Here is a 21,189-nt window from a genome sequence, read left to right as displayed (position 1 = left end):
TTAGCTCCCTCGGAAGTAGCGATGCGGGACAAAGGGCATGGGTGTGACGGTGGCGGCGAGGCGCTTGCCCCGCACTTCGATTTCGAGCGCGCTGCCTTCGGCGGCGTGCGCGGCATCGACATAGGCCATGGCGATGGGCGCGCAGAGTGTCGGAGAGAAGCCGCCGCTGGTGACCGTGCCGACCTTGGTATCGCCGGAGAAGACTTCGGCGCCTTCGCGAGCGGGCATGCGGCCATCGACCTTCAGACCGACGCGCGTCTGCGCGGCGCCGTCTGCCAAGACTTTCGCCAGTGCCCCGTGCCCCATCCAGCCGCCCGTTTCGCGGCGCTTCCTGGTGAGGGCAAAAGCGAGGTCGGCGCTGACCGGGTCGGTCTCCAGCGTCAGATCGTGTCCATAAAGCGGGAGGCCAGCTTCAAGCCGCAGGGAATCCCGCGCGCCGAGGCCCGCAGGCTCGACCCGCTCGTCGGCCACCAGCGCGTCAGCCAGCTTTTCGGCGTGATCCGCCGGAACCGAAATCTCGAACCCGTCTTCGCCGGTATAACCTGCGCGGCTGACCCACAGCGGCACGCCGTTCCAGTCGAAATAGCCCGCGGTCATGAAGGTCAGCTTTGCAGCGCCCGGCACCAGCGCATCAAGCACCTCGGCAGCCTTCGGGCCCTGCAATGCGAGCAGCGCCTGCTCGTCATGATGGGTGAGCGTGATTTCGTCGGGCAGATGTTCGCGCAGGTGGGCGATATCGTCCCACTTGCACGCACCGTTCACGACCAGCGCAATGTGCGGCCCCGCATTGGTGACGATCAAATCGTCGATGATCCCGCCCTCTTCGGTCAGCAGCAGCGAATAGCGCATGCGGCCTTCCTTGAGCGTGGTGATCGCGCCGGGAAGCAGTTTTTCCAGCTCCTCTGCAGCATTCTCGCCGCTGACGGTAAGCTGGCCCATGTGGCTGACGTCGAACAGGCTGGCACTCTCGCGCGTCCAGTTGTGCTCGGCGACGATACCGCCCCCATGCGAAATCTGCTCGCCGGCATACTGGATCGGCATTTCATAGCCTGCGAAGGGCACCATGCGCGCGCCATGCGCCCGGTGCCACGCATCGAGCGGCAGTGTCTCCGGCGGCAGGTCTTCGGTCGTTTCGTCGGTCAAAAATCGATGTCCCCGCAACAGGCGCGCTGGACTTCACCGTGAAGCTTCACGCGCGCCCCCTCTGTCGGGAAACCTGAGAGCTTAGCCGGGCGAGAGCCGGGCCTTCCCCTTCGGTGGCGCCCGGACGAACCGAAACGCGCTTTCCAGAGTGCCTATCCAGTCAGCGGTCCATTGGCCTGAGAGTTTCCGGGGCGGTTGCTCCTTCGGCGCCCTTTCCGCCCGTTCAGGCGCAAAGGATCTCTCCCGCTGACCGTTCGAGAATCGCTTCCCGAAGGCCGCCAACCCCTCTCCCATATCGCGCCTGCGGTCAATCTGCGATGGCGGACTCTGCGCGAAAAATCTCCGCAAAAGCCTGCTGACGGGCGGGTTTTGCGGATTGTGCGCGTGTTTCAGGCCCAGTTGAGCCAGAGCAGATAGAGCGCCGAAGCCACGATCCAGGCGCCTCCCGCGGTTTTCAGTTTGCGAGGACCGAGCCACAGTGCGATCGGCCGTGCGAAGAACGCACCGACCATGGCGCCGGGCGCGGCGAGCAACACGACTTCCCATTGCACCGTGTCCGCTTGGATGTGCCAGGCGAGGCCAGCGATCACGCTGACTGCCGAGATCACGCAGGCCGTCCCGACGCAGAGCAGGACGGGATAGTGCCGGAGGAAGAGGTAGAAGGCGACGAGCTCGCCGATCCCTACCGAAAACAGCGCGGTCAGCGCGCCGCCCGGGACGGCAAGGGCTGCCAGCACGAAGAGATCGATCCGCGCGAGTTGCCCGCGCTCGGGAACATCGCGATTGATCGTCCAGGTCGCGGCAATGAGCGCGAGTCCCAGCAGGATCGAGAAGCTCTTGTAGCCCAGCAGGACCGTCGGCCCGTCGAACGGCACCATGCGCTGCGTTGCGAGCAGCGCCGGAACCGAGATGGCGATGACCAGCGCGCTCACCAGCCAGTAGTCGCGTGCGACGACCTGCGCCTCTCCCTCAACCGGCGCGTGCTGGTGATAAAGCCGGTCGGTCCAGCGCAGCGCGCCGAAACTCATCCCGAAGGCCTGAATGCCCATCGAAACGGCGACGACCTGCAAGGGACCCGTCGCCATCACGCCGAGATCGCGCAGCGCGTTGAAGACGGGCACGAAGACCACCCCTCCGCCTGTCCCGCTGGCATTGGCAATAATCGCACCGACCACGCCAACGCCCGGGAGGAACCACAACTGCTCGAGCAGCGCGCGATCGGTTTCGACCAAGGCCCAGCAGGCCAGGTAAGCGAGCGCCAGAAGCGCCCCGCCGATCAGCGCCAACCGCGAGCTATGCGCAATGGTCGGCGGGACCGCATTCAGTCGAGATTGGGGCGTAGCCATCGTTCGGCAGTCGCCATATCGACCCCGCGCCGCTGCGCATAGTCCTCGAGCTGGTCGCGACCGATCCGGGCAACGCCGAAGTACTGGCTTTCCGGATGGCCGAAGTAGAAGCCGCTCACCGCCGCGGTCGGATACATGGCGAAGTTCTCCGTGAGCGTCAGCCCGACGTTGTTCTCCGCATCGAGCAGGTCGAACAGGATCGGCTTGAGCGAATGGTCAGGGCATGCGGGATAGCCGGGCGCGGGCCGGATACCGCGATACTCTTCCTTGATCAGCGCCTCGTTGGTCAGCTGCTCTTTCGGTGCATAGCCCCACAGGTCGGTGCGGGTATGCTGGTGGAGCCGCTCGGCAAAGGCTTCCGCGAAACGGTCCGCCAATGCCTTCAGCAGAATGTCCGAATAATCGTCCTTGTCCGCGAGGAAGCGCTTCGAATGCTCCTCGATACCGTGGATGCCGACCGCAAAGCCGCCTATCCAGTCACCCGCCGGGTCGATAAAGTCGGCGAGGCACATATTGGCGCGGTCGCGGCTCTTCTTCACCTGCTGGCGGAGGAAAGGCAGCACGACGTGCTCTTCCTGGTCCACCCGGTGGATCGTCACATCGTCGCCGTCGCGCGCGCAGGGCCAGAACCCGGCGACACCGCGCGCGGTCAGCCACTTCTCGGCGATGATCTTGTCGAGCATCGCATTGGCATCGGCGAACAGCTGAGTCGCGGTCTCACCCACCACTTCGTCCTTGAGGATCGCAGGATAGTTTCCGTGCAATTCCCAGGCGCGGAAGAACGGCGTCCAGTCGATGTATTCGCGCAGGTCCGTAAGGTCCCAATCCTCGAACACATGCACGCCGGGCTGGAGCGGCGGTGCGGGCTTGTCCGAGAGATAGGCGTCGTAATAATTCGCCCGCGCATCCTCGAGGCTCAGCAGCACGCTCGGCGTCTTGCCCTGCCGCGCTTCACGCACCCGCTCGTACTCACTCGCCGTTTCCTCGACGAAGCCGTCCTTCTGCGTGTCCGAGAGCAGCTTGGAGGCAACGCCCACCGCGCGGCTCGCATCGAGCACGTGGATCACCGGCCCCGGATAGGCCGGATCGATCCGGAGCGCCGTGTGCACCTTGCTCGTCGTCGCGCCGCCGATCAGCAGCGGCATGGTCATCTCCGCGCCGCGCATTTCCTCGGCAACGGTCACCATCTCGTCGAGCGATGGCGTGATCAGACCCGAAAGCCCAATCATGTCCGCCTTGTTGTCATTCGCCGACTTGAGGATGTCCTGCCACGGCACCATCACGCCGAGGTCGATCACTTCATAGCCATTGCACTGCAGGACGACGCCGACGATGTTCTTGCCGATGTCGTGAACGTCGCCCTTCACCGTCGCCATGATGATCGTGCCCTTGGACTGGTTGGCCTGTCCGCTGGCTTCCTTCTCCGCCTCGATGAAGGGGATGAGATGCGCGACTGCCTTCTTCATCACGCGCGCGGACTTCACCACCTGCGGCAGGAACATCTTGCCGCTGCCGAACAGGTCGCCGACGACGTTCATGCCGTCCATCAACGGGCCTTCGATTACCTCGATCGGGCGGGAGAAGTTCTGGCGAGCTTCCTCGGTATCGTCGACGACATGCGCGTCGATGCCCTTGACCAGCGCATGTTCGAGCCTGCGCTCGACCGGCCAGCCGCGCCATTCCTCGGCTTCCTTCTCGTCCTTTGCCGACCTGCCCTTGTAGCTTTCCGCCAGGTCGATCAGCCGCTCGGTCGCATCCGGGCGCCGCATCAGGATCACATCCTCGCACGCCTCGCGCAATTCGGGGTCGATATCGTCATAGATGTCGAGCTGGCCCGCATTGACGATCGCCATGTCGAGCCCGGCGGGAATCGCGTGATAGAGAAAGACCGAGTGCATCGCGCGGCGCACGGTCTCGTTGCCGCGGAAGCTGAAGCTGAGGTTGGAAAGCCCGCCCGATGTCTTGGCATGGGGGCACGCCGCCTTGATCTCCGCCACCGCTTCGATGAAATCGAGCCCGTAGCGGTCATGTTCCTCGATCCCCGTCGCCACCGCGAAGATATTGGGGTCGAAGATGATGTCTTCGGGCGGGAAGCCGATCCCGGTCAGCAATTCATAGGCGCGGGTGCAGATTTCGACCTTGCGATCCTTCGTATCGGCCTGCCCTTCGGTGTCGAAGGCCATCACGACGACTGCCGCGCCATAGTTCATGCAAGTGCGCGCCTGTTCGAGGAAAGCGTCCTCGCCTTCCTTCATCGAGATCGAATTGACGATCGGCTTGCCCGATACGCACTTCAGCCCGGCCTCGATCACGTCGAACTTCGAACTGTCGATCATCACCGGCACACGGGCGATGTCGGGTTCGGCCGCGATCAGCTTGAGGAAGGTCGTCATGGCATGCTCGGCATCGAGCAGCCCTTCGTCCATGTTGACGTCGATGATCTGCGCGCCGTTCTCGACCTGCTGGCGCGCGACCTCGACCGCGGCGGTGTAATCGTCCGCCATGATGAGCTTCTTGAACCGGGCGGAGCCGGTCACATTGGTGCGTTCGCCGATATTGACGAAGCGTGCGGTGTTCTTCTCGGTCATCAGGCTGCAATCGTGAAGGGTTCGAGGCCGGCGAGCTGCATCGCGGTGTCGCGATCCGGCACTGTGCGGGGCGCTGTGCCGTCGACGGCCTTGGCGATGGCCGCGATATGTTCGGGGGTGGAACCGCAGCAGCCGCCCAAGATATTGGCCCGGCCATTCTCGGCCCACATTCCGAGCAGGGCCGCGGTCGTTTCTGGCAATTCGTCATACTCGCCCAGCTCGTTGGGCAGGCCGGCATTGGGATAGGCCATCAGCAGGGTGTCGGCGATGTCCGACAGCAGCTGGACATGCGGGCGAAGCTGCTCTGCGCCGAAGCTGCAGTTCAGCCCGATCGTCGCGGGCTTCGCATGGCGCACGGTGTTCCAGAATGCTTCGACCGTATGACCCGACAGATTGCGCCCGGAAAGATCGGTGAGCGTGAGCGAGATCATCAGCGGAATATCCTCGCCGCGTTCTGCCTCCAGTTCCTTCACCGCCATGATCGCGGCCTTGCAATTGAGTGTGTCGAACACGGTCTCGATCAGGATGAAGTCGGCCCCGCCCTCGACCAGAGCCTCGGCCTGCTCGCGGTAGACCTGCTTGACCTCATCGAATGTCACCTCGCGATAACCCGGGTCCTCGACCTGCGGCGAGAGTGAGAGCGTCTTGTTGGTCGGGCCCATCGCACCGCAAACGAAACGCGGGCGACCGTCCTTGGCGGTGGCGTCGTCGCAGGCTTCGCGAATGATGCGCGCCGCCGAGACGTTGATCTCGTGGACGAGGCCTTCTGCACCGTAATCCGCCTGGCTGATGCGGTTGGCGTTGAAGGTGTTGGTCGCCAGCACCGTCGCGCCTGCATCGATATAAGTGTCGCAGATCGCGCGGATGACATCGGGCCGCGTCAGATTGACGAGATCGTTATTGCCCTTCTGATCCTGCGTCAGCCCGGTATCGCCCGCGTAATCTTCCGCCGACAGGCCCGCGCGCTGGATCGCGGTGCCATAGGGGCCGTCCTTCACCAGCACGTGCTTCGCACATTCCTCGATGAGTTTCTGGCGGGCGCTCACGATTGGTTCTCCCCGGGGCGTTTGCCCAGCATGTGGCAGATGGCGTAACTCAACTCGGCGCGGTTGAGCGTGTAGAAATGGTATTGCCGTACGCCTCCAGCATAGAGCTTGCGGCACAGTTCGGCGGCGATAGTCGCGCTGACCAGCTGGCGCGCGTCAGGCATTTCGTCGAGCCCTTCGAACAGGCCCTTCATCCACGGCGGGATCGAGGTTCCGCACAGGCCGCTCATCCGCTCGACGGCGGCAAAGCTGACCACGGGCATGACGCCGGGTACGATCTCGCCATCGATACCGGCGGCCGCCGCCTTGTCGCGAAAGCGGAAGAAGCACTGCGGATCGAAGAAGAACTGAGTGATCGCGCGGGTCGCGCCCGCATCGAACTTCGCCTTGAGATTGTCGATGTCGGCCTGCGCGTCCGGCGAGTCCGGGTGAACCTCGGGATAGGCCGCGACCGAGATCTCGAAGTCCGCGATTTTCTTGAGCCCGCCGATCAGGTCGACGGCATTCTGGTAGCCTTCGGGATGGGGCCGATATTTCGCGTCGCCTTCAGGCGGATCGCCGCGCAGGGCGACGATGTGGCGAATGCCCTCTTCCCAATAATGCCGCGCGACCGCATCGACTTCCTCGCGCGTCGCGTTGACGCAGGTCAGGTGCGCCGCCGCCGGAATGCCAGCCTCATTCTGGATGCGCAGAACCTGTTGGTGCGTGCGCTCCCTGGTCGAACCGCCGGCCCCATAGGTTACAGACACGAATCTCGGTGCCAGCGGCGCGAGCGTCTCGACGCTGTGCCACAGAGTTTCGGACATCTTCTCCGTCTTCGGCGGAAAAAACTCGAAACTGATGTCGATGTCGCCTGCGACATCGGAGAAGAGCGGGTTTTCGAGCGCGAGCTGCGCTTCCCGCATTTGATCCACGGTGGGGCTCATGCCCGGTTCTCCTGCACGGCATTGGTAACGGATTTTGATTGCTTCTCGCCGACCCAGATCTTCACGACGAGCTCGCCGCCTTCGAGGGCGATCGGCTTGCGGGGCGCGAAACCTGCGTCGCGCAGCAAGTGCTGAACCTGCTTGTCGGAAAAGCCCAAGCGCGCATGGGCATGACGCTCGCGCAATTCCTCGCGCTCATGCGTCGCAAAATCGACGATGGCGATGCGCCCACCGGGCCTGATCACACGGCCGGCTTCCGCCAGAGCCGTCCGCGGCTCTTGCGCGAAGTGGAGAACCTGGTGCAGCAACACCGTGTCAAATTGGTCGGCATCGAAGGGCAAGGCAGCAAGATCGCCCTGCACCAGCTGGACCCGCTCGGTGGGCAGGTGCTGAAGCTTGGCGCGTGCGATCCGCAGCATTTCAAGGCTCTTGTCGAGCGCCACGATCCGGTCGGCGCGCTGCGCGAACAGTTCTGCCATGCGTCCGGTGCCGGTGCCGATATCGAGCAGCTGACCGAGCGGCGCATCGCCCAGCGCCTCGATCAAGGCTTTCTCGACCATCTGGTCGGGGCTGTGAAGACGGCGCAGATCGTCCCACTCCTCGGCATGACGCGCGAAATAGCCTTCGGCCGTTTCCTGGCGCGCGGAGCGGATCGCGTTGAGCTTGCGCCGGTCTTCATCGCACTGGCGCGCAAATTGCGCATCAGCCCGCTCTGCCACCGCGAGCAGGCGCTGGGTCGCCTCGGTCAAGGGTGAACTGCTGTCGGCGATCGAAGGCGCGCGCAGGAACACCCAGCTGCCCTCGCGGCGCCTTTCGGCAAGGCCCGCATCGCACAGGATCCCGACATGGCGGGAGACACGCGGCTGGCTCTGCCCGAGTACCTGCGCGAGTTCGCCCACGGCCAGCTCCATCGCACCGATGAGCCGCATAATGCGCAGCCGCGTCGGGTCTGCGAGCGCCCGGAAGATGGATTCGATGGCCATTCGCGATAGATATAAAGGTATCGTTATGTCTGTAAATGGCAATTCTTATGCGCCCAGCCAAAGTTCGGCTTTCAAGCCGCATCTGTTCGCCACGGTCGTATTTTGTTAACCATAGCGGACTAGGGCTCGTTAATCCGCATCTCGGGGGGCGAAGGGCGCGTGAAACTGATCATCCAGATACCTTGTCTCAACGAAGCCGAGACATTGGCCGAAACCATTGCAGCGCTCCCTCAGTCGATCGATGGCATCGATACGGTCGAGTTGCTCATCATCGACGATGGCAGCAGCGACGATACGGCAGGCGTGGCAAGCCGGATGGGCGTGCATCACATCGTGCGCCACCGCCGCAATCGCGGGCTCGCCGCAGCGTTCAACTCCGGCATGCAGCGAGCGCTTGCCGAAGGTGCCGACATCATCGTCAACACCGATGCGGATGGACAATATGTCGGCGAGGACATTGCCAAGCTCGTCGCGCCGGTCGTTGCCGGTAAAGCCGATATCGTCGTCGGCGATCGCGGCGTGGCCGACAATCCGCATTTCGGCCTGTTCAAGCGCCGCCTGCAACGCCTCGGCAGCGCGACGGTCAAGCGTCTATCGCAACTCGAGATTACCGACGCCGTGAGCGGATTCCGCGCGATCAGCCGCGAGGCCGCCCAGCGCATCAATATCACCACCGATTTCAGCTATACGACCGACATGCTGATCCAGGCCGGTCGCAAGCGCCTCGCCGTCATTAGCGTGCCGGTGCGTACCAATGCAGCCGCGCGCCCGTCCCGCCTGTTCAAGTCGATCCCCGACTTCATCAGCAATACCGGGATGACGATGGCGCGGGTCTATCTGACCTATAACCCGCTGCGTTTCTTCCTCGGCATTGGCCTCGCCATGACATTGATCGGCTTCGTGCCGATCCTGCGCTTCCTGTGGTTCTTCGTGGAGGGCAATGGCGACGGTCACCTGCAATCGCTGGTGCTCGGATCTGCGCTCGTCATCCTCGGCCTGCTGGTATCGATCCTCGGTCTGCTGGCAGACCTTATCGGCACGAACCGGCGCCTGATCGAGAGTTCGCTGCACAAGATTTCGCGGATCGAGGAGGATCTGCGCAAGCCCTTGCCTCCCACCCAGGATGTGACCGAAGAGGACAACAAAGGCGACAGCGACACTGACGAGCCGGACATCCGGGCAGCCTGATGATGTCCGGCAATTGCGACCAACGCGATGTCTTATGGCAATGCGAAAACCGAATGCGAATTGACCATGAACGCGCCAGTCCTTTTCATCACTAGGAAATGGGCTCCAGCAAGCGGAGGCATGGAAACCTATTCGATGCGACTGACTGAGGCCATGGAGGTGCTCGAGCGCACACAGATCGTTTCGCTTCGCGGACAGACAAATGGAATGCCTCCGGGCTGGTTCGAGCTCTTGTCTTTTCCCATTACAGTAATTGTGAGTTGTTTGAGGCGCCCCACGGCACCCAAAATTCTACACCTTGGGGATATGGCCATTTGGCCATTTGGATTTTTGACACTCATTTGGCGTCGAGCAGCTCTGGTAATATCGGCTCACGGCACCGACGTAGCATATCATCGCCGAGGAGGAATTGCGGGCTCTCTCTATGGGGCCTACCTACGTATCGGCGCATTCTTGCTGGGGCAGCGAGCTACAATTATCGCAAACTCAAGTGCTACTCGCGAAGTCACCGCCGAAACCGGCTGGAAGAATATCGAGGTTGTCCCCCTCGCGAGCGACTTTGACGCGAGTGGAACGCCAAAGGTAGGTTCGCAAACCATCTTGTTTGCCGGTCGCTTAGTGAAACGGAAGGGGTTGTCATGGTTCGTTGACACGGTTCTTCCACTTCTGCCGAGCGAGTTCTCGCTGGAAGTGGCGGGCCCCATTTGGGACGAGAGCGAAGAGAAGGCGCTTTCTGATCCCCGCGTGCAATTTCTTGGAGCCCTGCCCCAAGATAAATTAGCGAACAGATTCGCGGAGGCTCTGTGTGTCATTATCCCAAACATCGAACCCAAGAATGGTGAATATGAAGGGTTCGGTTTGGTCGCGCCGGAAGCGGCGGCTGCAGGCGGCGTCGTCCTTGCGGCGGATCATGGTGGCCTAACCGATGCTGTGCTGCACAACGAGACAGGTTTCTTGTTGCAGGCTGGTAACGCGGCTGCGTGGGCAAACGCCATAAAGGATATAGCGAATTGGCCAGCAGAGCATCGCGCCGATTGGTGCGAGAAGGCAACCGCTAGGTCTCGTACATACTATAGCTGGGAGCGCGTAGCAAAGGACACTCTTTCCGTTTATCAAAAAGCGCTCAGAATGAATGACTATACCATATGAAACGCCTCATCTATTTTCTCGGTACAATCCTATTCATTACGAGCCTTGTTTTCGTTGGGCTGTACTTACGAGAAAATTGGTCTGGAACCATCCAGATTCCGCTAACTTCTCTGGCGATTTCTAGCGTACTGTATTCTTTGACACATTTTACAACTTCTCTTTCTTGGATGTCTATACTAAGGGCAACAGGAAATGAATTACCCTTCAAATCAGGCATTGCCATAAATATGGTCTCGCAGGCCGCAAAATACATACCGGGTAATTTTGCCCACCATTTGGGTCGAGCTTTTCTAGCCAAAGAAATTGGACTGCCACTAAAAGTGTCTGCTTATGTATTGCCGATTGAAATTGGATGCGTTTGCTTTGCCTCACTTCTGGTAGGAGGTTTCTTGTTCTCCTATTGGATAAGCATCGCGTGCTTCGCTGCACTGGCGGCATTGCTGCTCACCGGCTACAGAAAATACGTTTTCCCGATTTTGTCTCTCGCCTTTGGCCTCTTGCTCGCAGGAATTTCACTCGCCATTCTCGTGGACGAACCAAGAGCGATTGCCGCATACTCCATCGCGTGGCTGATTGGATTTCTACTTCCCGGGGCTCCAGCGGGAATTGGCGTGAGAGAAGTGGCCTTGGTGGCCTTGCTAGAAAAATCGATTTCGCCCGAAATTCTTGCCTCAGCCATCATCGTCCACCGTCTTCTTACGGCTGCGGTAGACGGCCTGATCGCGGCTATCGCTTACTTCGTCACGCTCGCTTCAATCCAAAGACGCGCTGCGAAGAAGGAGCCGACGATTGGCAAATGACTAAGCGGGTGGATTTTTCGCAAAATATTGTAGTGAGGAATGGTCGAGATTTTAATCGCGCCAAAGCCGCATTTTTCTAACAACCTCTTGTGTTGACCCGCGGTTCTCACAGCAATGTGTTCAGGAAACTGGCGAATTATCCCTATATCCTTTGCCCGTTCCAAAAAGAAATCGAGATTCGGCGTGTGTAGATAAAGTCGCCCGTTTAAAACCAGGGAATCTTTAATAGCGCTATAAATGGTCAAGAATGTTTCATCGTCGATGTGCTCACTGAAATCTAAGGTTGTAGCAACATCAAATGCACTTTGATTATTCTTACAGAAATCAACAATGTCAGCGCAGTGGAAACGAGCATTGTCGCCAGCCTTCTCGTTGGCGACAGCAATAAAATCCGGCGAAAAGTCAACGCCATCGTATGAGTCGAAACAATCCAAGCAATCCAACAACATACCGATCCCGCAACCGAAATCGACTACTCGATCTGTCGGCCCGACATCCATAAGCGGTATAAGGCGGGATACCCTGAATGTTGGAGAACTCTTGAAGCGCTCGACGTAATCGCCGGAGTGAAGAGATATTGAATCCATTCGAAGCGTATTAAGGTCTCATCCACCCCGTAAGCAAGACTGTTTGCCCAGATTGGGATGAGCGTTCGCCTTATTTCGAACCTGCCCCTGCCGGGAGATACATAGCGCTTGGGCCCACCTTTAGCGGCACTCTCGCCTTAGCCTTGCTCGAGACATTTCCCCAGCAATCTTGCCCCATCCTCCCCAAAAGCCTGAACGGCGGCAATTTATGGTTTACCAGTCGTTAGGACAGGAAGGTTAATTCCCCTGTCGAGAACGGGCGGGAATGGGCGAAACGGTTTCATGGCGACAAAGTTGTCCGGCGAGGAGCAGCAGCACGCACTGCCAGATCCTCACGCGCCAATGCGATCCGCTTGTTTGCCTCTTCATGATGTGAGCGTGGCGCCGTGACAGAGGTCGCCTCCAGACGGCTGATTGCCGGGCTATACGCCCTGCCCATCGTGTGCGCGGCCCTGGCAGCCGCATTCTATTCGCAGTTCCTTCTGACGCACGACTCCAGCTGGTATCTCATCGCGACGCGCAAGTTTCTCGAGGGGCAAAGGCTCTATCTCGACATCATCGAGATCAATCCACCGCTCAACTTCTACCTCACAGTGCCGGCGCTTGTCCTGGCAGACATCATCCAGATTTCGGACACGCTTTCCTACACGCTCTTCTATTGTGCGCTAGCTGGCGCCTCGACCCTTTGGGCCGCGCGTCTTCTGGAGCGGTCGGACCTGGCGAATGGTGATCGGCTGCTGTTCCTGGTCGTCGGGCTTGTCGGACTGTTTCTGCTGCCGATTTCCGAGTTCACCCAGCGCGAACACATCATGCTGATCTTCGCCCTGCCGTATTTCTATCTAAGCATTATCGGCAGAGATCGGGCTTCGATCGGAGTTTTCGAGCAATTCGCAATGGGCCTCGTTGCCGCGCTCGGCCTGGCGCTCAAGCCCTATTTCCTGCTGATCCCCCTGGCCCTTCTGCTTGCCGGACCTTCGCGCGAGATTTTCAAACGCGCTTTCTTCCCCGCGAATCTGGGACTCGCACTCGGCCTGGTGCTTTATGCACTGTTCGTGCTCGTCTTTCACTTCGAGTACTTTACCCAAATCGTACCGATCGCCACCCGCGTTTACGGCGATTTTGGTCTTTCGTGGCAAACGGTCCTGTTCAGAAGCGAGGCGGTAGCACTCTTCTTTCTAGTGCTTCTTGTGCTCTGGACGAGGAACTCACTGGATCAGGTCGGCCGCAGCTTGGTTGCGGGAACTCTCGGCGCGCTGGCCGTCTATCTCATACAGTTCAAGGGATGGAATTATCAGGCCCTCCCCTTTTCATTCTTCACCGCTCTCAGCGCGCTCTGGATTGCCCACAGTCGGCGCAGCTTCGCAAGGCGCGAAACTGCCGTCTTGTTTCTCGTCATGGGCGCGGTGATCTTCGCAATTGGTCCCCAGCTCAAACGTGGGCCATACGATACGAAGATGGTCTCGCCATTCGCAAGCTTCATCGAGGCCCCGGCTCCCCGCATCCTTGTATACAGCACGAACGTATCGGCCGGGTTCCCCTTCACCAATGCGGTGGGAGGACAGTGGTCGAGCCGCTTCCCCGCACAATGGTTGATCCCGGGAGCGCTGATCGGTTTGCAGGAAACGGAATGCGGCGCGAAGCCGAAAACCTGCAATGATCTCACTGGGATTCTCGGAGCCGCACGAGATGCGAACACCGAGGATTTCTTGCGCAATCGCCCCGATTACGTGTTCGCCGATGAGAGAAAGAACAAGAGCTATTTCGGCGGTCTCGCCTTCAACTACATCGACTTCATGAAAGACGATCCGCGCTTCGCACAAGCCTGGTCGAATTGTCGCAGGATCGGCGCGGTAGAACGGTTCCAGTATGGCGTGTGGCGTTGTGATACGGCGAAGATTAGCGAGCCGGCCGAATGACGTTCGCACGGTCCTACTGGTCGCTGGGCGCAGTGGTAATCGCCTTCACGCTCGCGCTCTTTGCGCTCTCGCCGGGCTTCTTTACCATTGACGAGTTTATCTATTTCGCAGGAGCGGACGCTTTTGCGAACTCCCGATCATTCGTGGTCTCCAACGGCCCGGGAGATTGGCATTCCGAGCAACTGCAACTGCAATTGCTAGTTCCCGGCCCATCGGGCCTCACCCCGCAATATCCACCCGGCACCGCCATTCTGGGCGGCCCGCTGATGTCGCTGTTCGGCCTGCACGGATTGATGCTGGTCAATACCCTCAGCGCCGCACTCACCGTTTATCTGCTTTACGCGATCGCGAAACGTCATTTTGGTGGCCACGAGGTAGGACTGGTTTCCTGCGCCCTCCTGTTGGGAGGCACATTTTTCCTGGAGTATGCATTCGCGGTGTGGCCACACGCTGTGAGCGTGCTGTGCGTGACATGGGCCTTCGCTCTGACGCTGGACGCGATCAAATCGGACAATTCGCTCATCTTTCGATCGGTTGCAGCGGGTGCGGTTATCGGGTTCGGGCTTTTGTTTCGAACCGATACCATCCTGGTTTTGCCGGCTGTCGGGCTCGTGCTCTTTCTGTTTGCTGACAGGCCATATCTTCGCTCGGCATTGCTTGGCGCAGGCTTCCTGCCCTTTCTCGCGGCAGCTTCGGCAGCGAATTGGGTCAAGTTCGGCACGTTCAATCCGCTATCCTATGGGCGGAAGACGGGCGGCGCTGTCACCTTCGCCGATCACCTTCCTGCGTTCATCGGATTGGCGCTGGCTGGCGCAGTATTTCTCGTGCTACATTCAAGCTGGTCGAAAATTCGGCGCAAGGATCTGGTTTTCTGGACCATTGGTGCACTTGGACTTGTCCTCGCAATCATCGCTCATGGTTTCACGCTGCGTTATCTGCACGGTTTCTGGGGTCTGGTGGTCGATGCAACCATCCTTCAAGACAGTCGTCCGGGCGTGGCCTATCTCGACAACGGCACTGTCAATTTCTGGGGACTATGGAAGAAGGCACTCGGCCAGAGCATGCCCTGGCTCGCACTGCTGTTAGGCCTGACCTGGGGAGCCCGCGATATCGAAAGCCGTATCAAGCTATCGATCCTGATCCTGGCAGTAATCTGGAGCCTCCCATTCTTTCCCAAGGATTGGCATGGCGGAATGAGCAGCAACATGCGTTATTTCCTGCCATTGCTTCCTTGGCTCTGCGCGCTAGCCGCGAAACTCATATTCGAGATTGTCGGTACCGTCAGCGATCCAGTTCGAAAGCTTCTAATCGGCGCAGTCTTGCTAGTTCTCGCTGAGCAACTGTGGCTCTTATTTAGCGCCACGCATTTCGCCGGCGTAAACCAGATACTCTCAACCTATGTCTTCGGTCTGATCGGATTGCTCGCTTTATCTAGTTTTTTCGTCGCAAAGTATCAATCGATGCTGCGGACAGCCTTAGTTGTCGCTCTTGGGGGTGGACTGGCGCTTTCCGTCCACTTCGCCACATTCGATTTCCTCAATGCCCAGTACAATCGTAATAAATCGCTTGTGATGAACGAAGTCTATCGCGAGATCCCAGAACGCTCGCTCGCTTACGTTCCTTCACGATTTCTTCTCGGGTGGGCGCTCGCGCCGGGACACGTTGTCGCATCGCCTAACTTACTCGTCTCTGCGCCTTCCGACAGAAGCGACACGTTCGACTACGATCTGATCAGGCAAGCTCATGAAGATGGCTACCGTGTCTTCGTGGCCCGAAATTACGTCACCGATGGATTGCGTAACCGTAAAGGCTTGCGATTGATCGAAACCGACATCGGCCTCGAAGGTCAGACTCTATTCGAAATCAGGGCGGAATAGAGCCGGCCTCCCTCAATAGTTTTGAACTTCGACATGCCGATGCTTTCACAAACATCGATCGATTTGGTAAGCAGGAATTAACCATTCCACCCGAAGACGGTCCAGATAGGGGATCTGGGCGCTGAAAGGGCGGGCCTGGCTCCAGGAGGGCAGACGATGACACGGGCTTCAGCGCCGGAGCAAAGCGGGCACCATACAGGTAAGCCAATGTTGTCACTGGTAGTGCCGGTGCTCAACGAAGCCGACGCGATCCGCGAATTCGTTCGAAGCGTTGACGCAGCGATCGAAGCCGCATGGAATGGCGCTTCCGATACACCCGACCTTGAGATTATTTTCGTCGATGATGGCAGCTCCGATCCCACCGCCACCGTTGTGCGTGCGCTTCGCAAGAATGACGCGCGGATCAAACTGATTTCACTATCGCGCAATTTCGGCAAGGAAGCGGCACTCAGCGCAGGCCTGCACGCTGCCAGTGGTGACGCGGCGATCCCCATGGATGTCGATCTGCAGGACCCGCCCGACATGCTTCGTCCCATGGTCGAAGCCTGGAAAAACGGCGCAAAGGTCGTCAATGCAAGGCGGGCCGATCGCAGTGCCGACAGCTGGTTCAAGCGGACAAGTTCGCGGGTCTTCTATCGGATGATGAACCTCATCTCCGACCAACCGATCGCCGACGACGTCGGAGATTTCCGCCTGCTCGATCGCGACGCGCTCGAAGTGCTCAACGACATGACCGAGCACACGCGCTTCAACAAGGGGCTGTTCTCCTGGATCGGCTTCGAGACGGCGACTGTCGAGTATGTAAGGCCCGACCGAAATGTCGGCCAGACGAAGTGGAAACCGCTCAAGCTGCTGTCGCTTGCCTTTGACGGTATAACCTCCTCAACGACCCTGCCTCTCAGGGTCTGGACCCTGATTGGCGCTCTCATTGCGATTGGAGCCATCGGCTATGCAGGGTGGCTGATCTTCTACACCCTCGTTCACGGTGCAGATGTCCCCGGTTACGCCTCGCTGATGGTCGCAATCCTGCTTCTCGGAGGCCTGAACCTGATCAGCCTCGGACTTATCGGCGAGTATCTCGGCAGGGTGGCCGTCCAGGTCCGCGGCCGGCCGCTTTACATCATCGCTTCCACCGAAGGGCTTTGACGTGGACGCCGCCGCATATGAGTCGCTCCGCGACCTTCAGCAAGAGCATTGGTGGTTCGTCGGCCGACGCAAGTTCATCCGGCGTCTCATCGAACGCCATGTATCGCGCTCTCAGGGCCTGAATATCCTGGAGGCCGGGTGCGGCTACGGCGGAAATCTCGCGATGCTGAGCGAGTTCGGGAATGTGCGCGCTTTCGAATTCGATGCGAGCGCACGCGATTTTGCACGGCAGATGTCGGGCATCGATATCCAGCCGGGCGAACTTCCGCGCAATCTGCAGCTGGACCAGCAACAATTCGATCTGATCGCGATGCTCGATGTGCTTGAACACATCGATGATGACAGAGGCTCGCTCGAAACCTTGAAGGAGCATCTGACCGCAAACGGGCTTATCCTGATCACCGTGCCCGCTTTCCAGTGGCTATGGTCGGGACACGACGAGATCCACCATCACAAGCGCCGCTATTCGCGCAAGGAATTGAGCGCCAGCCTGCGCGCCGCAGGTCTCGAACCGGTCGATACCGGTTATTTCAATTCGATCCTGTTTCCGATTGCGGTGGCGCATCGCCTCGCCTCGCGCGTCACGAGCAAGCCAGCCGGAACGGACAAGTTGCCGCCACCTGCGATCAACTCTCTCTTCAGTGGGATATTCGGCGCCGAGAGCTCGCTTATCGGACGACTTTCGTTGCCGTTCGGCCTGTCCCTCTATGCGGTAGCAAAGCGAGCCTGATATGTCGCTCGTCCGACAGGTGGCGTTCTTCGGAATTATCGGTGTGCTCGCGACCTTCGTCCATGTGGCGTTGGCCTACACGCTGATGACCGTTCTCGCGCTCAATCCCTATGTCGCAAACGCGCTTGGCGCGGCAGCGGCCCTCGGCATCTCCTTTCGCGGAAATTCGCAGATCACATTTCTGTATCGAGGCAATGTTTCCCGCGCCTTCATCCGCTTCCTCGGGCAATCCGCGCTGAGCTTTGCTCTGACCAATGTCATAGTCTTCATCGTCGAACAGAACGGGTGGCCAAGCTGGCTCTATGCCGCGATCGTGATCGCGGTGGTGCCGCCGGTGTCGTTTCTTGTGGCCAAGCTCTGGGTTTACCGTCCCGAGGGTGACACTCGCATCTCCTGACCGGGCCTTCATAGGGACCTAGCTGCTCGCTCGTCCGACCCAGAACATCCGCCCGATGTTGCGGTGCAACAAATCGCTTGGCGAACTCGCGCTCCTGGGTAATGATGCGCTGGTGGGCGATCCGGGATCTCTGGCCTTTACGGTAATCGCACTGCTCCTTGCCGGGGCAGGCGCGGGTTTCGCCGGCGGCCTGTTCGGGATCGGTGGCGGCTTTGTCGTCGTTCCGGCACTCGTTTTGTTGTTCCCCATGCTCGGAGTCGAGCAATCGCAGGTCGCCCATGTCGCGGTGGGCACCTCACTGGCAACGATCATCTTCACCTCGATCCGCTCGACCATGAGCCACGCTGCACGAAACGCCGTGGACTTCTCCGTGTTGAAGAGCTGGGCGCCGTTTGTTGTCCTTGGCACGGTGTTCGGAACGCTGATTGCCGACCGGGTGACCGGAGCCGAGCTCGCGATGATCTTCGGCGTCGGCGTGCTCGGCTTTGCGGTCTATTTCCTATGGCCTTCTCGCGGGGAAGAGAAGCAGCTGGTCCCCATGCCCGCCGGCCTGCCGCGGGCCGGAATCGCGGGCGGTCTGGGCGTGATCTCCGCGCTCCTCGGAATTGGCGGCGGGACGCTGACGACGCTGGTCATGACCACCTGCGGCAACCCGATCCACCGCTCGATCGGCACGGCGGCAGGCATGGGCGCGATCATCGCTATCCCGGCGACAATCGGCTTCCTGCTGATCGGCTTCGGAGAGCCGAACCTGCCCTGGGGATCGGTCGGATATGTCAATCTGCCAGCTGCGCTCGTCATTACCTTGATGTCGGTGCTGATCGCCCCTCTGGGCGTTGCGACCGCACACCTTTTGCGCCCCGAGATCCTGCGGCGGGTCTTCGGGATTTACCTCGTGGTGGTTGGAGTGACGATGATCGCCAAATACTGAAGAAAGGAACCTCTCCCATGTTCACCGATCGCAGACGTTTCCTTGCAGGAGCCACTTTCGGTGCGGGCCTTACCGCGATGCCCATGGCAGCCAGCACTGCAGGCGCGGCCCCGGCTGCCGAGGTTATGCCCTTCGGACCGCTGAGCGGACAGGCGCTGCTCAGCCGCAACGAGAATCCTTACGGGCCGTCACCATCGGCGATCAAGGCGATCAACAGGACTGCGACGATGGGGTGCTATTACGCCGATCGCGGGCTGGAATATCTTCAGGAGATGATCGCCGAGCGCCACGGTGTTTCGCCGAGCCAGGTAGTGGTCGGCAGCGGATCGACCGAGATCCTTTGCGCAGTAGCCCTGGCCTGGGGAGAAAAGGGCGCGATACTGTGCCCCGACCTCTTCTGGGATACGACCGTCAAATATGGCGAGCGCCAGGGGGTCAAGTCGATCCGGGTACCGCTGGGACCGGACATGGGCGTCGATCTCGACGCGATGGCGGCTGCGATGGTCGATGCGGTATCGCTGGTGCAGGTCTGCAATCCCAACAACCCGACCGGCATGCTGATCGATGCTGCCGCGCTCAAAACCTTTGCGGCCAAGGTGACGCCGGAAGCCACGCTATTGGTTGACGAGGCCTATAACGAACTGACCGACACGCCCGACGCCAACTCGCTCGTGGGGCTGGTGCGCGAGGGCAAGGATGTCATCATCTGCCGCACCTTCTCCAAGATTTACGGCATGGCGGGAATGCGCGTCGGCTACGCCATCACTACGGAAGAAAATGCAGAGCGCATCCGCGGTTTTCTGATGAGCTTCGGCGGCAATATCTCAGGCATAGCGGGCGCCATCGCGAGCTACAGCGACATGGCCTTCCTCGAAAAATCGAAACTGATGGTGAGCGAAGGCCGTGCGATGATCCTCGATGCGGTCGTGGCTGCCGGGCTGACCGCCCTGCCCTCGCAGACGAACTTCGTTTACGTGAAGGTCCCCGATGCCGACAAGGTGCAGGCGGCGATGAAAGCGCGCAACATTTCGATCCGCGGCGCCTACGGGCCTTGGACGCAATATTCGCGCGTCAGCACGGGCAGAATCGAAGACGTCGCGCGGTATGCAAAAGCCCTGCCGGAAGTTATCGATAGCCTGTTCGGCTAGAAGAATAGAGGAGAGTTTGATGCGAATAGGTCTTGGCCTGGCTATTGGTGCAGCGGCCCTTTGTTCGAACGTCGCTCAGGCGGAAACGCTGGTCGATGTCGCCAGCGAGCGCCTCGATACCGAGGTTCCGGTCCCGACCTTCAAGGTGGATACCAGTTGGCCCAAGCTGCCCGAAGATATGATCCTGGGCCAGATCCCGGGTCTCTCGGTCGACAAGGATGACAACATCTGGATCCTGACGCGGCCCAACTCGCTTAACCCGACCGAGATCGGGCTCGATCAGGACCCGCCGATCACGGTGGCCTGTTGCAAGGCGCCGCCCCACGTCCTGCAGTTCGACCAGCAGGGCAATCTGCTGCGTAGCTGGGGCGGCCCGCCTCTTGCTCCGGGCGAAAGTACCGTGACGGGTGAGGGCCGTGATGCTGTCGAAGAGGGGGACGAGCAATGGCCCGCCAATGTCCACGGTCTCTACGTCGATGACGAGATGACCGTGTGGCTCGGCGGGAACGGAAATGGCGATCACGTGGTGCTCAATTTCACTGCCGATGGCGAATACATCCGCCAGATCGGCCGCCGCCAGTCGACCGAGGGGAATGCCTCGCAGCAATACCTCGGCAATCCGGCCGATATCGCGAGCAACGGCGAAAGCGTCCTCGTTGCCGATGGCTACATCAACAAACGGATCATCGAGTTCGCAGAGGATGACCTTTCCTTTGCGCAATTATGGGGCGCCTATGGCGAGAACCCGGATGGCGGCACGCGCGATGAGCCCTTCGACCAGAGCCAGGCGACCAGCACGGGCGACGGCGGCGCGAACCCTGAAAGCACGAGTTTCGGCGATATCGTGCACTGCGTCGTGCGCGGACCGGACGACACGGTGTATGTCTGCGACCGCCGCAACAATCGGCTGCAGCTGTTTCGCGAAACGTCAGGCGGGATCGAGTTCGTCGAAGATATCGTGATTGCGCCTGAAACCGGAGGCACGCGCACGGCGAGCGATGTCGCGTTCAGCCCTGACGGCAAATACGTCTATGTCGCGGACATGATGAACGGACGGGTGTGGATCCTGCTGCGCGAAACGCACGAGATACTTGGCTCGTTCGGGCGCAACGGTCGTTATCCCGGGCAGTTCATCTGGCTGCACAGCGTCGACGTAGACAGCGACGGCAATGTCTACACTACCGAAGTGAACACCGGACGCCGCGTTCAGAAGTTCGTCTTTACGGGAATGGCCGAATAAAAGGCTTCGCCGGGCATCTCCTTTTGGAGACGCCCGGCGCCTTGTCCA

18 protein-coding genes and 1 riboswitch are annotated in these 21,189 nt (G+C 60.0%); of the genes, 11 read left to right on the top strand and 7 right to left on the bottom strand.

Annotated elements, in window-relative coordinates:
• The 6 genes from gcvT to CCE89_RS09240 all read right to left on the bottom strand — a co-directional run bounded on the left by gcvT (position 1) and on the right by CCE89_RS09240 (position 8,032).
• On the bottom strand, positions 1 to 1,143 hold the full coding sequence (gene gcvT, locus CCE89_RS09265; RefSeq protein WP_086437729.1) for a glycine cleavage system aminomethyltransferase GcvT: 1,143 nt from the start codon (positions 1,141 to 1,143) through the stop codon (positions 1 to 3).
• Between the two features lie 154 nt (positions 1,144 to 1,297).
• A riboswitch (glycine riboswitch) is annotated at positions 1,298 to 1,399 on the bottom strand.
• Between the two features lie 133 nt (positions 1,400 to 1,532).
• Positions 1,533 to 2,489 carry a sulfite exporter TauE/SafE family protein gene (locus tag CCE89_RS09260; protein WP_086437728.1) on the bottom strand — a complete coding sequence of 319 codons (957 nt, stop codon included), beginning with the start codon at positions 2,487 to 2,489 and terminating at the stop codon, positions 1,533 to 1,535.
• Positions 2,465 to 5,077 (bottom strand): methionine synthase, encoded by a 2,613-nt coding sequence (gene metH / locus CCE89_RS09255; protein ID WP_086437727.1) that lies wholly within the window; start codon positions 5,075 to 5,077, stop codon positions 2,465 to 2,467. Before metH ends, CCE89_RS09260 begins: the two co-directional genes overlap by 25 nt.
• Positions 5,077 to 6,123, bottom strand: a complete 1,047-nt coding sequence (locus CCE89_RS09250) for a homocysteine S-methyltransferase family protein (protein WP_086437726.1) — start codon at positions 6,121 to 6,123, stop codon at positions 5,077 to 5,079. Before CCE89_RS09250 ends, metH begins: the two co-directional genes overlap by 1 nt.
• Complete coding sequence (gene metF, locus CCE89_RS09245; RefSeq protein WP_086437725.1) at positions 6,120 to 7,049, bottom strand: methylenetetrahydrofolate reductase; 930 nt, start codon at positions 7,047 to 7,049, stop codon at positions 6,120 to 6,122. Before metF ends, CCE89_RS09250 begins: the two co-directional genes overlap by 4 nt.
• A complete protein-coding gene (locus CCE89_RS09240) occupies positions 7,046 to 8,032 on the bottom strand; it encodes an ArsR/SmtB family transcription factor (RefSeq protein WP_086437724.1) in 987 nt (328 codons plus the stop codon). Before CCE89_RS09240 ends, metF begins: the two co-directional genes overlap by 4 nt.
• Before the next feature lie 159 nt (positions 8,033 to 8,191).
• Between CCE89_RS09240 and CCE89_RS09235 the strand changes: the two genes are divergently transcribed.
• The 3 genes from CCE89_RS09235 to CCE89_RS15150 all read left to right on the top strand — a co-directional run bounded on the left by CCE89_RS09235 (position 8,192) and on the right by CCE89_RS15150 (position 11,169).
• Entirely contained in the window at positions 8,192 to 9,220 is a 1,029-nt protein-coding gene (locus CCE89_RS09235; protein WP_086437723.1) for a glycosyltransferase family 2 protein, read from the top strand.
• Positions 9,221 to 9,340: 120 nt separating this feature from the next.
• Complete coding sequence (locus CCE89_RS09230; RefSeq protein WP_159456632.1) at positions 9,341 to 10,369, top strand: glycosyltransferase family 4 protein; 1,029 nt, start codon at positions 9,341 to 9,343, stop codon at positions 10,367 to 10,369.
• A complete protein-coding gene (locus CCE89_RS15150; RefSeq protein WP_143256003.1) occupies positions 10,366 to 11,169 on the top strand; it encodes a hypothetical protein in 804 nt (267 codons plus the stop codon). Before CCE89_RS09230 ends, CCE89_RS15150 begins: the two co-directional genes overlap by 4 nt.
• On the opposite strand, the gene CCE89_RS09225 is transcribed toward CCE89_RS15150, so the two are convergent.
• Positions 11,103 to 11,756, bottom strand: coding sequence for a class I SAM-dependent methyltransferase (locus CCE89_RS09225; protein ID WP_086437721.1), 654 nt, complete (start codon positions 11,754 to 11,756; stop codon positions 11,103 to 11,105). The two genes, CCE89_RS15150 and CCE89_RS09225, sit on opposite strands and share 67 nt — an antisense overlap.
• Before the next feature lie 386 nt (positions 11,757 to 12,142).
• Here CCE89_RS09225 and CCE89_RS09220 point away from each other — a divergent pair, with 386 nt between their 5' ends.
• The 8 genes from CCE89_RS09220 to CCE89_RS09185 all read left to right on the top strand — a co-directional run bounded on the left by CCE89_RS09220 (position 12,143) and on the right by CCE89_RS09185 (position 21,141).
• Positions 12,143 to 13,672 (top strand): hypothetical protein, encoded by a 1,530-nt coding sequence (locus CCE89_RS09220; protein WP_143256002.1) that lies wholly within the window; start codon positions 12,143 to 12,145, stop codon positions 13,670 to 13,672.
• On the top strand, positions 13,669 to 15,549 hold the full coding sequence (locus CCE89_RS09215; protein WP_086437719.1) for an ArnT family glycosyltransferase: 1,881 nt from the start codon (positions 13,669 to 13,671) through the stop codon (positions 15,547 to 15,549). Before CCE89_RS09220 ends, CCE89_RS09215 begins: the two co-directional genes overlap by 4 nt.
• A gap of 207 nt (positions 15,550 to 15,756) precedes the next feature.
• Positions 15,757 to 16,695: a glycosyltransferase family 2 protein gene (locus CCE89_RS09210; RefSeq protein ID WP_234990023.1), complete on the top strand. Its 939-nt coding sequence runs from the start codon at positions 15,757 to 15,759 to the stop codon at positions 16,693 to 16,695.
• A gap of 1 nt (position 16,696) precedes the next feature.
• Complete coding sequence (locus tag CCE89_RS09205; protein ID WP_086437717.1) at positions 16,697 to 17,425, top strand: class I SAM-dependent methyltransferase; 729 nt, start codon at positions 16,697 to 16,699, stop codon at positions 17,423 to 17,425.
• Position 17,426: 1 nt separating this feature from the next.
• On the top strand, positions 17,427 to 17,822 hold the full coding sequence (locus CCE89_RS09200) for a GtrA family protein (RefSeq protein ID WP_086437716.1): 396 nt from the start codon (positions 17,427 to 17,429) through the stop codon (positions 17,820 to 17,822).
• 55 nt (positions 17,823 to 17,877) lie between these two features.
• Positions 17,878 to 18,753 carry a sulfite exporter TauE/SafE family protein gene (locus tag CCE89_RS09195; RefSeq protein ID WP_086437715.1) on the top strand — a complete coding sequence of 292 codons (876 nt, stop codon included), beginning with the start codon at positions 17,878 to 17,880 and terminating at the stop codon, positions 18,751 to 18,753.
• Positions 18,754 to 18,770: 17 nt separating this feature from the next.
• Positions 18,771 to 19,901, top strand: a complete 1,131-nt coding sequence (locus CCE89_RS09190) for a pyridoxal phosphate-dependent aminotransferase (RefSeq protein ID WP_234990022.1) — start codon at positions 18,771 to 18,773, stop codon at positions 19,899 to 19,901.
• A gap of 19 nt (positions 19,902 to 19,920) precedes the next feature.
• Positions 19,921 to 21,141: an NHL repeat-containing protein gene (locus tag CCE89_RS09185; RefSeq protein ID WP_086437714.1), complete on the top strand. Its 1,221-nt coding sequence runs from the start codon at positions 19,921 to 19,923 to the stop codon at positions 21,139 to 21,141.
• Positions 21,142 to 21,189 lie beyond the last annotated feature (48 nt).

Source organism: Altererythrobacter xiamenensis, assembly GCF_900177715.1.
GTDB lineage: Bacteria > Pseudomonadota > Alphaproteobacteria > Sphingomonadales > Sphingomonadaceae > Erythrobacter > Erythrobacter xiamenensis.
The sequence above is the reverse complement of the archived record's forward strand: the minus strand, read 5'-3'. Positions and strand labels throughout refer to the sequence as shown.

Excerpts from the sequence above, each read along its gene's own strand:
- CCE89_RS09260 (WP_086437728.1), bottom strand. The coding sequence starts at position 2,489 with ATGGCTACGCCCCAATCTCGACTGAATGCGGTCCCGCCGACCATTGCG.
- metH (WP_086437727.1), bottom strand. The coding sequence starts at position 5,077 with ATGACCGAGAAGAACACCGCACGCTTCGTCAATATCGGCGAACGCACC.
- metF (WP_086437725.1), bottom strand. The coding sequence starts at position 7,049 with ATGAGCCCCACCGTGGATCAAATGCGGGAAGCGCAGCTCGCGCTCGAA.
- CCE89_RS09240 (WP_086437724.1), bottom strand. The coding sequence starts at position 8,032 with ATGGCCATCGAATCCATCTTCCGGGCGCTCGCAGACCCGACGCGGCTG.
- CCE89_RS09230 (WP_159456632.1), top strand. The coding sequence starts at position 9,341 with ATGGAAACCTATTCGATGCGACTGACTGAGGCCATGGAGGTGCTCGAG.
- CCE89_RS15150 (WP_143256003.1), top strand. The coding sequence starts at position 10,366 with ATGAAACGCCTCATCTATTTTCTCGGTACAATCCTATTCATTACGAGC.
- CCE89_RS09225 (WP_086437721.1), bottom strand. The coding sequence starts at position 11,756 with ATGGATTCAATATCTCTTCACTCCGGCGATTACGTCGAGCGCTTCAAG.
- CCE89_RS09215 (WP_086437719.1), top strand. The coding sequence starts at position 13,669 with ATGACGTTCGCACGGTCCTACTGGTCGCTGGGCGCAGTGGTAATCGCC.
- CCE89_RS09210 (WP_234990023.1), top strand. The coding sequence starts at position 15,757 with ATGTTGTCACTGGTAGTGCCGGTGCTCAACGAAGCCGACGCGATCCGC.
- CCE89_RS09200 (WP_086437716.1), top strand. The coding sequence starts at position 17,427 with ATGTCGCTCGTCCGACAGGTGGCGTTCTTCGGAATTATCGGTGTGCTC.
- CCE89_RS09195 (WP_086437715.1), top strand. The coding sequence starts at position 17,878 with ATGTTGCGGTGCAACAAATCGCTTGGCGAACTCGCGCTCCTGGGTAAT.
- CCE89_RS09190 (WP_234990022.1), top strand. The coding sequence starts at position 18,771 with ATGTTCACCGATCGCAGACGTTTCCTTGCAGGAGCCACTTTCGGTGCG.
- CCE89_RS09185 (WP_086437714.1), top strand. The coding sequence starts at position 19,921 with ATGCGAATAGGTCTTGGCCTGGCTATTGGTGCAGCGGCCCTTTGTTCG.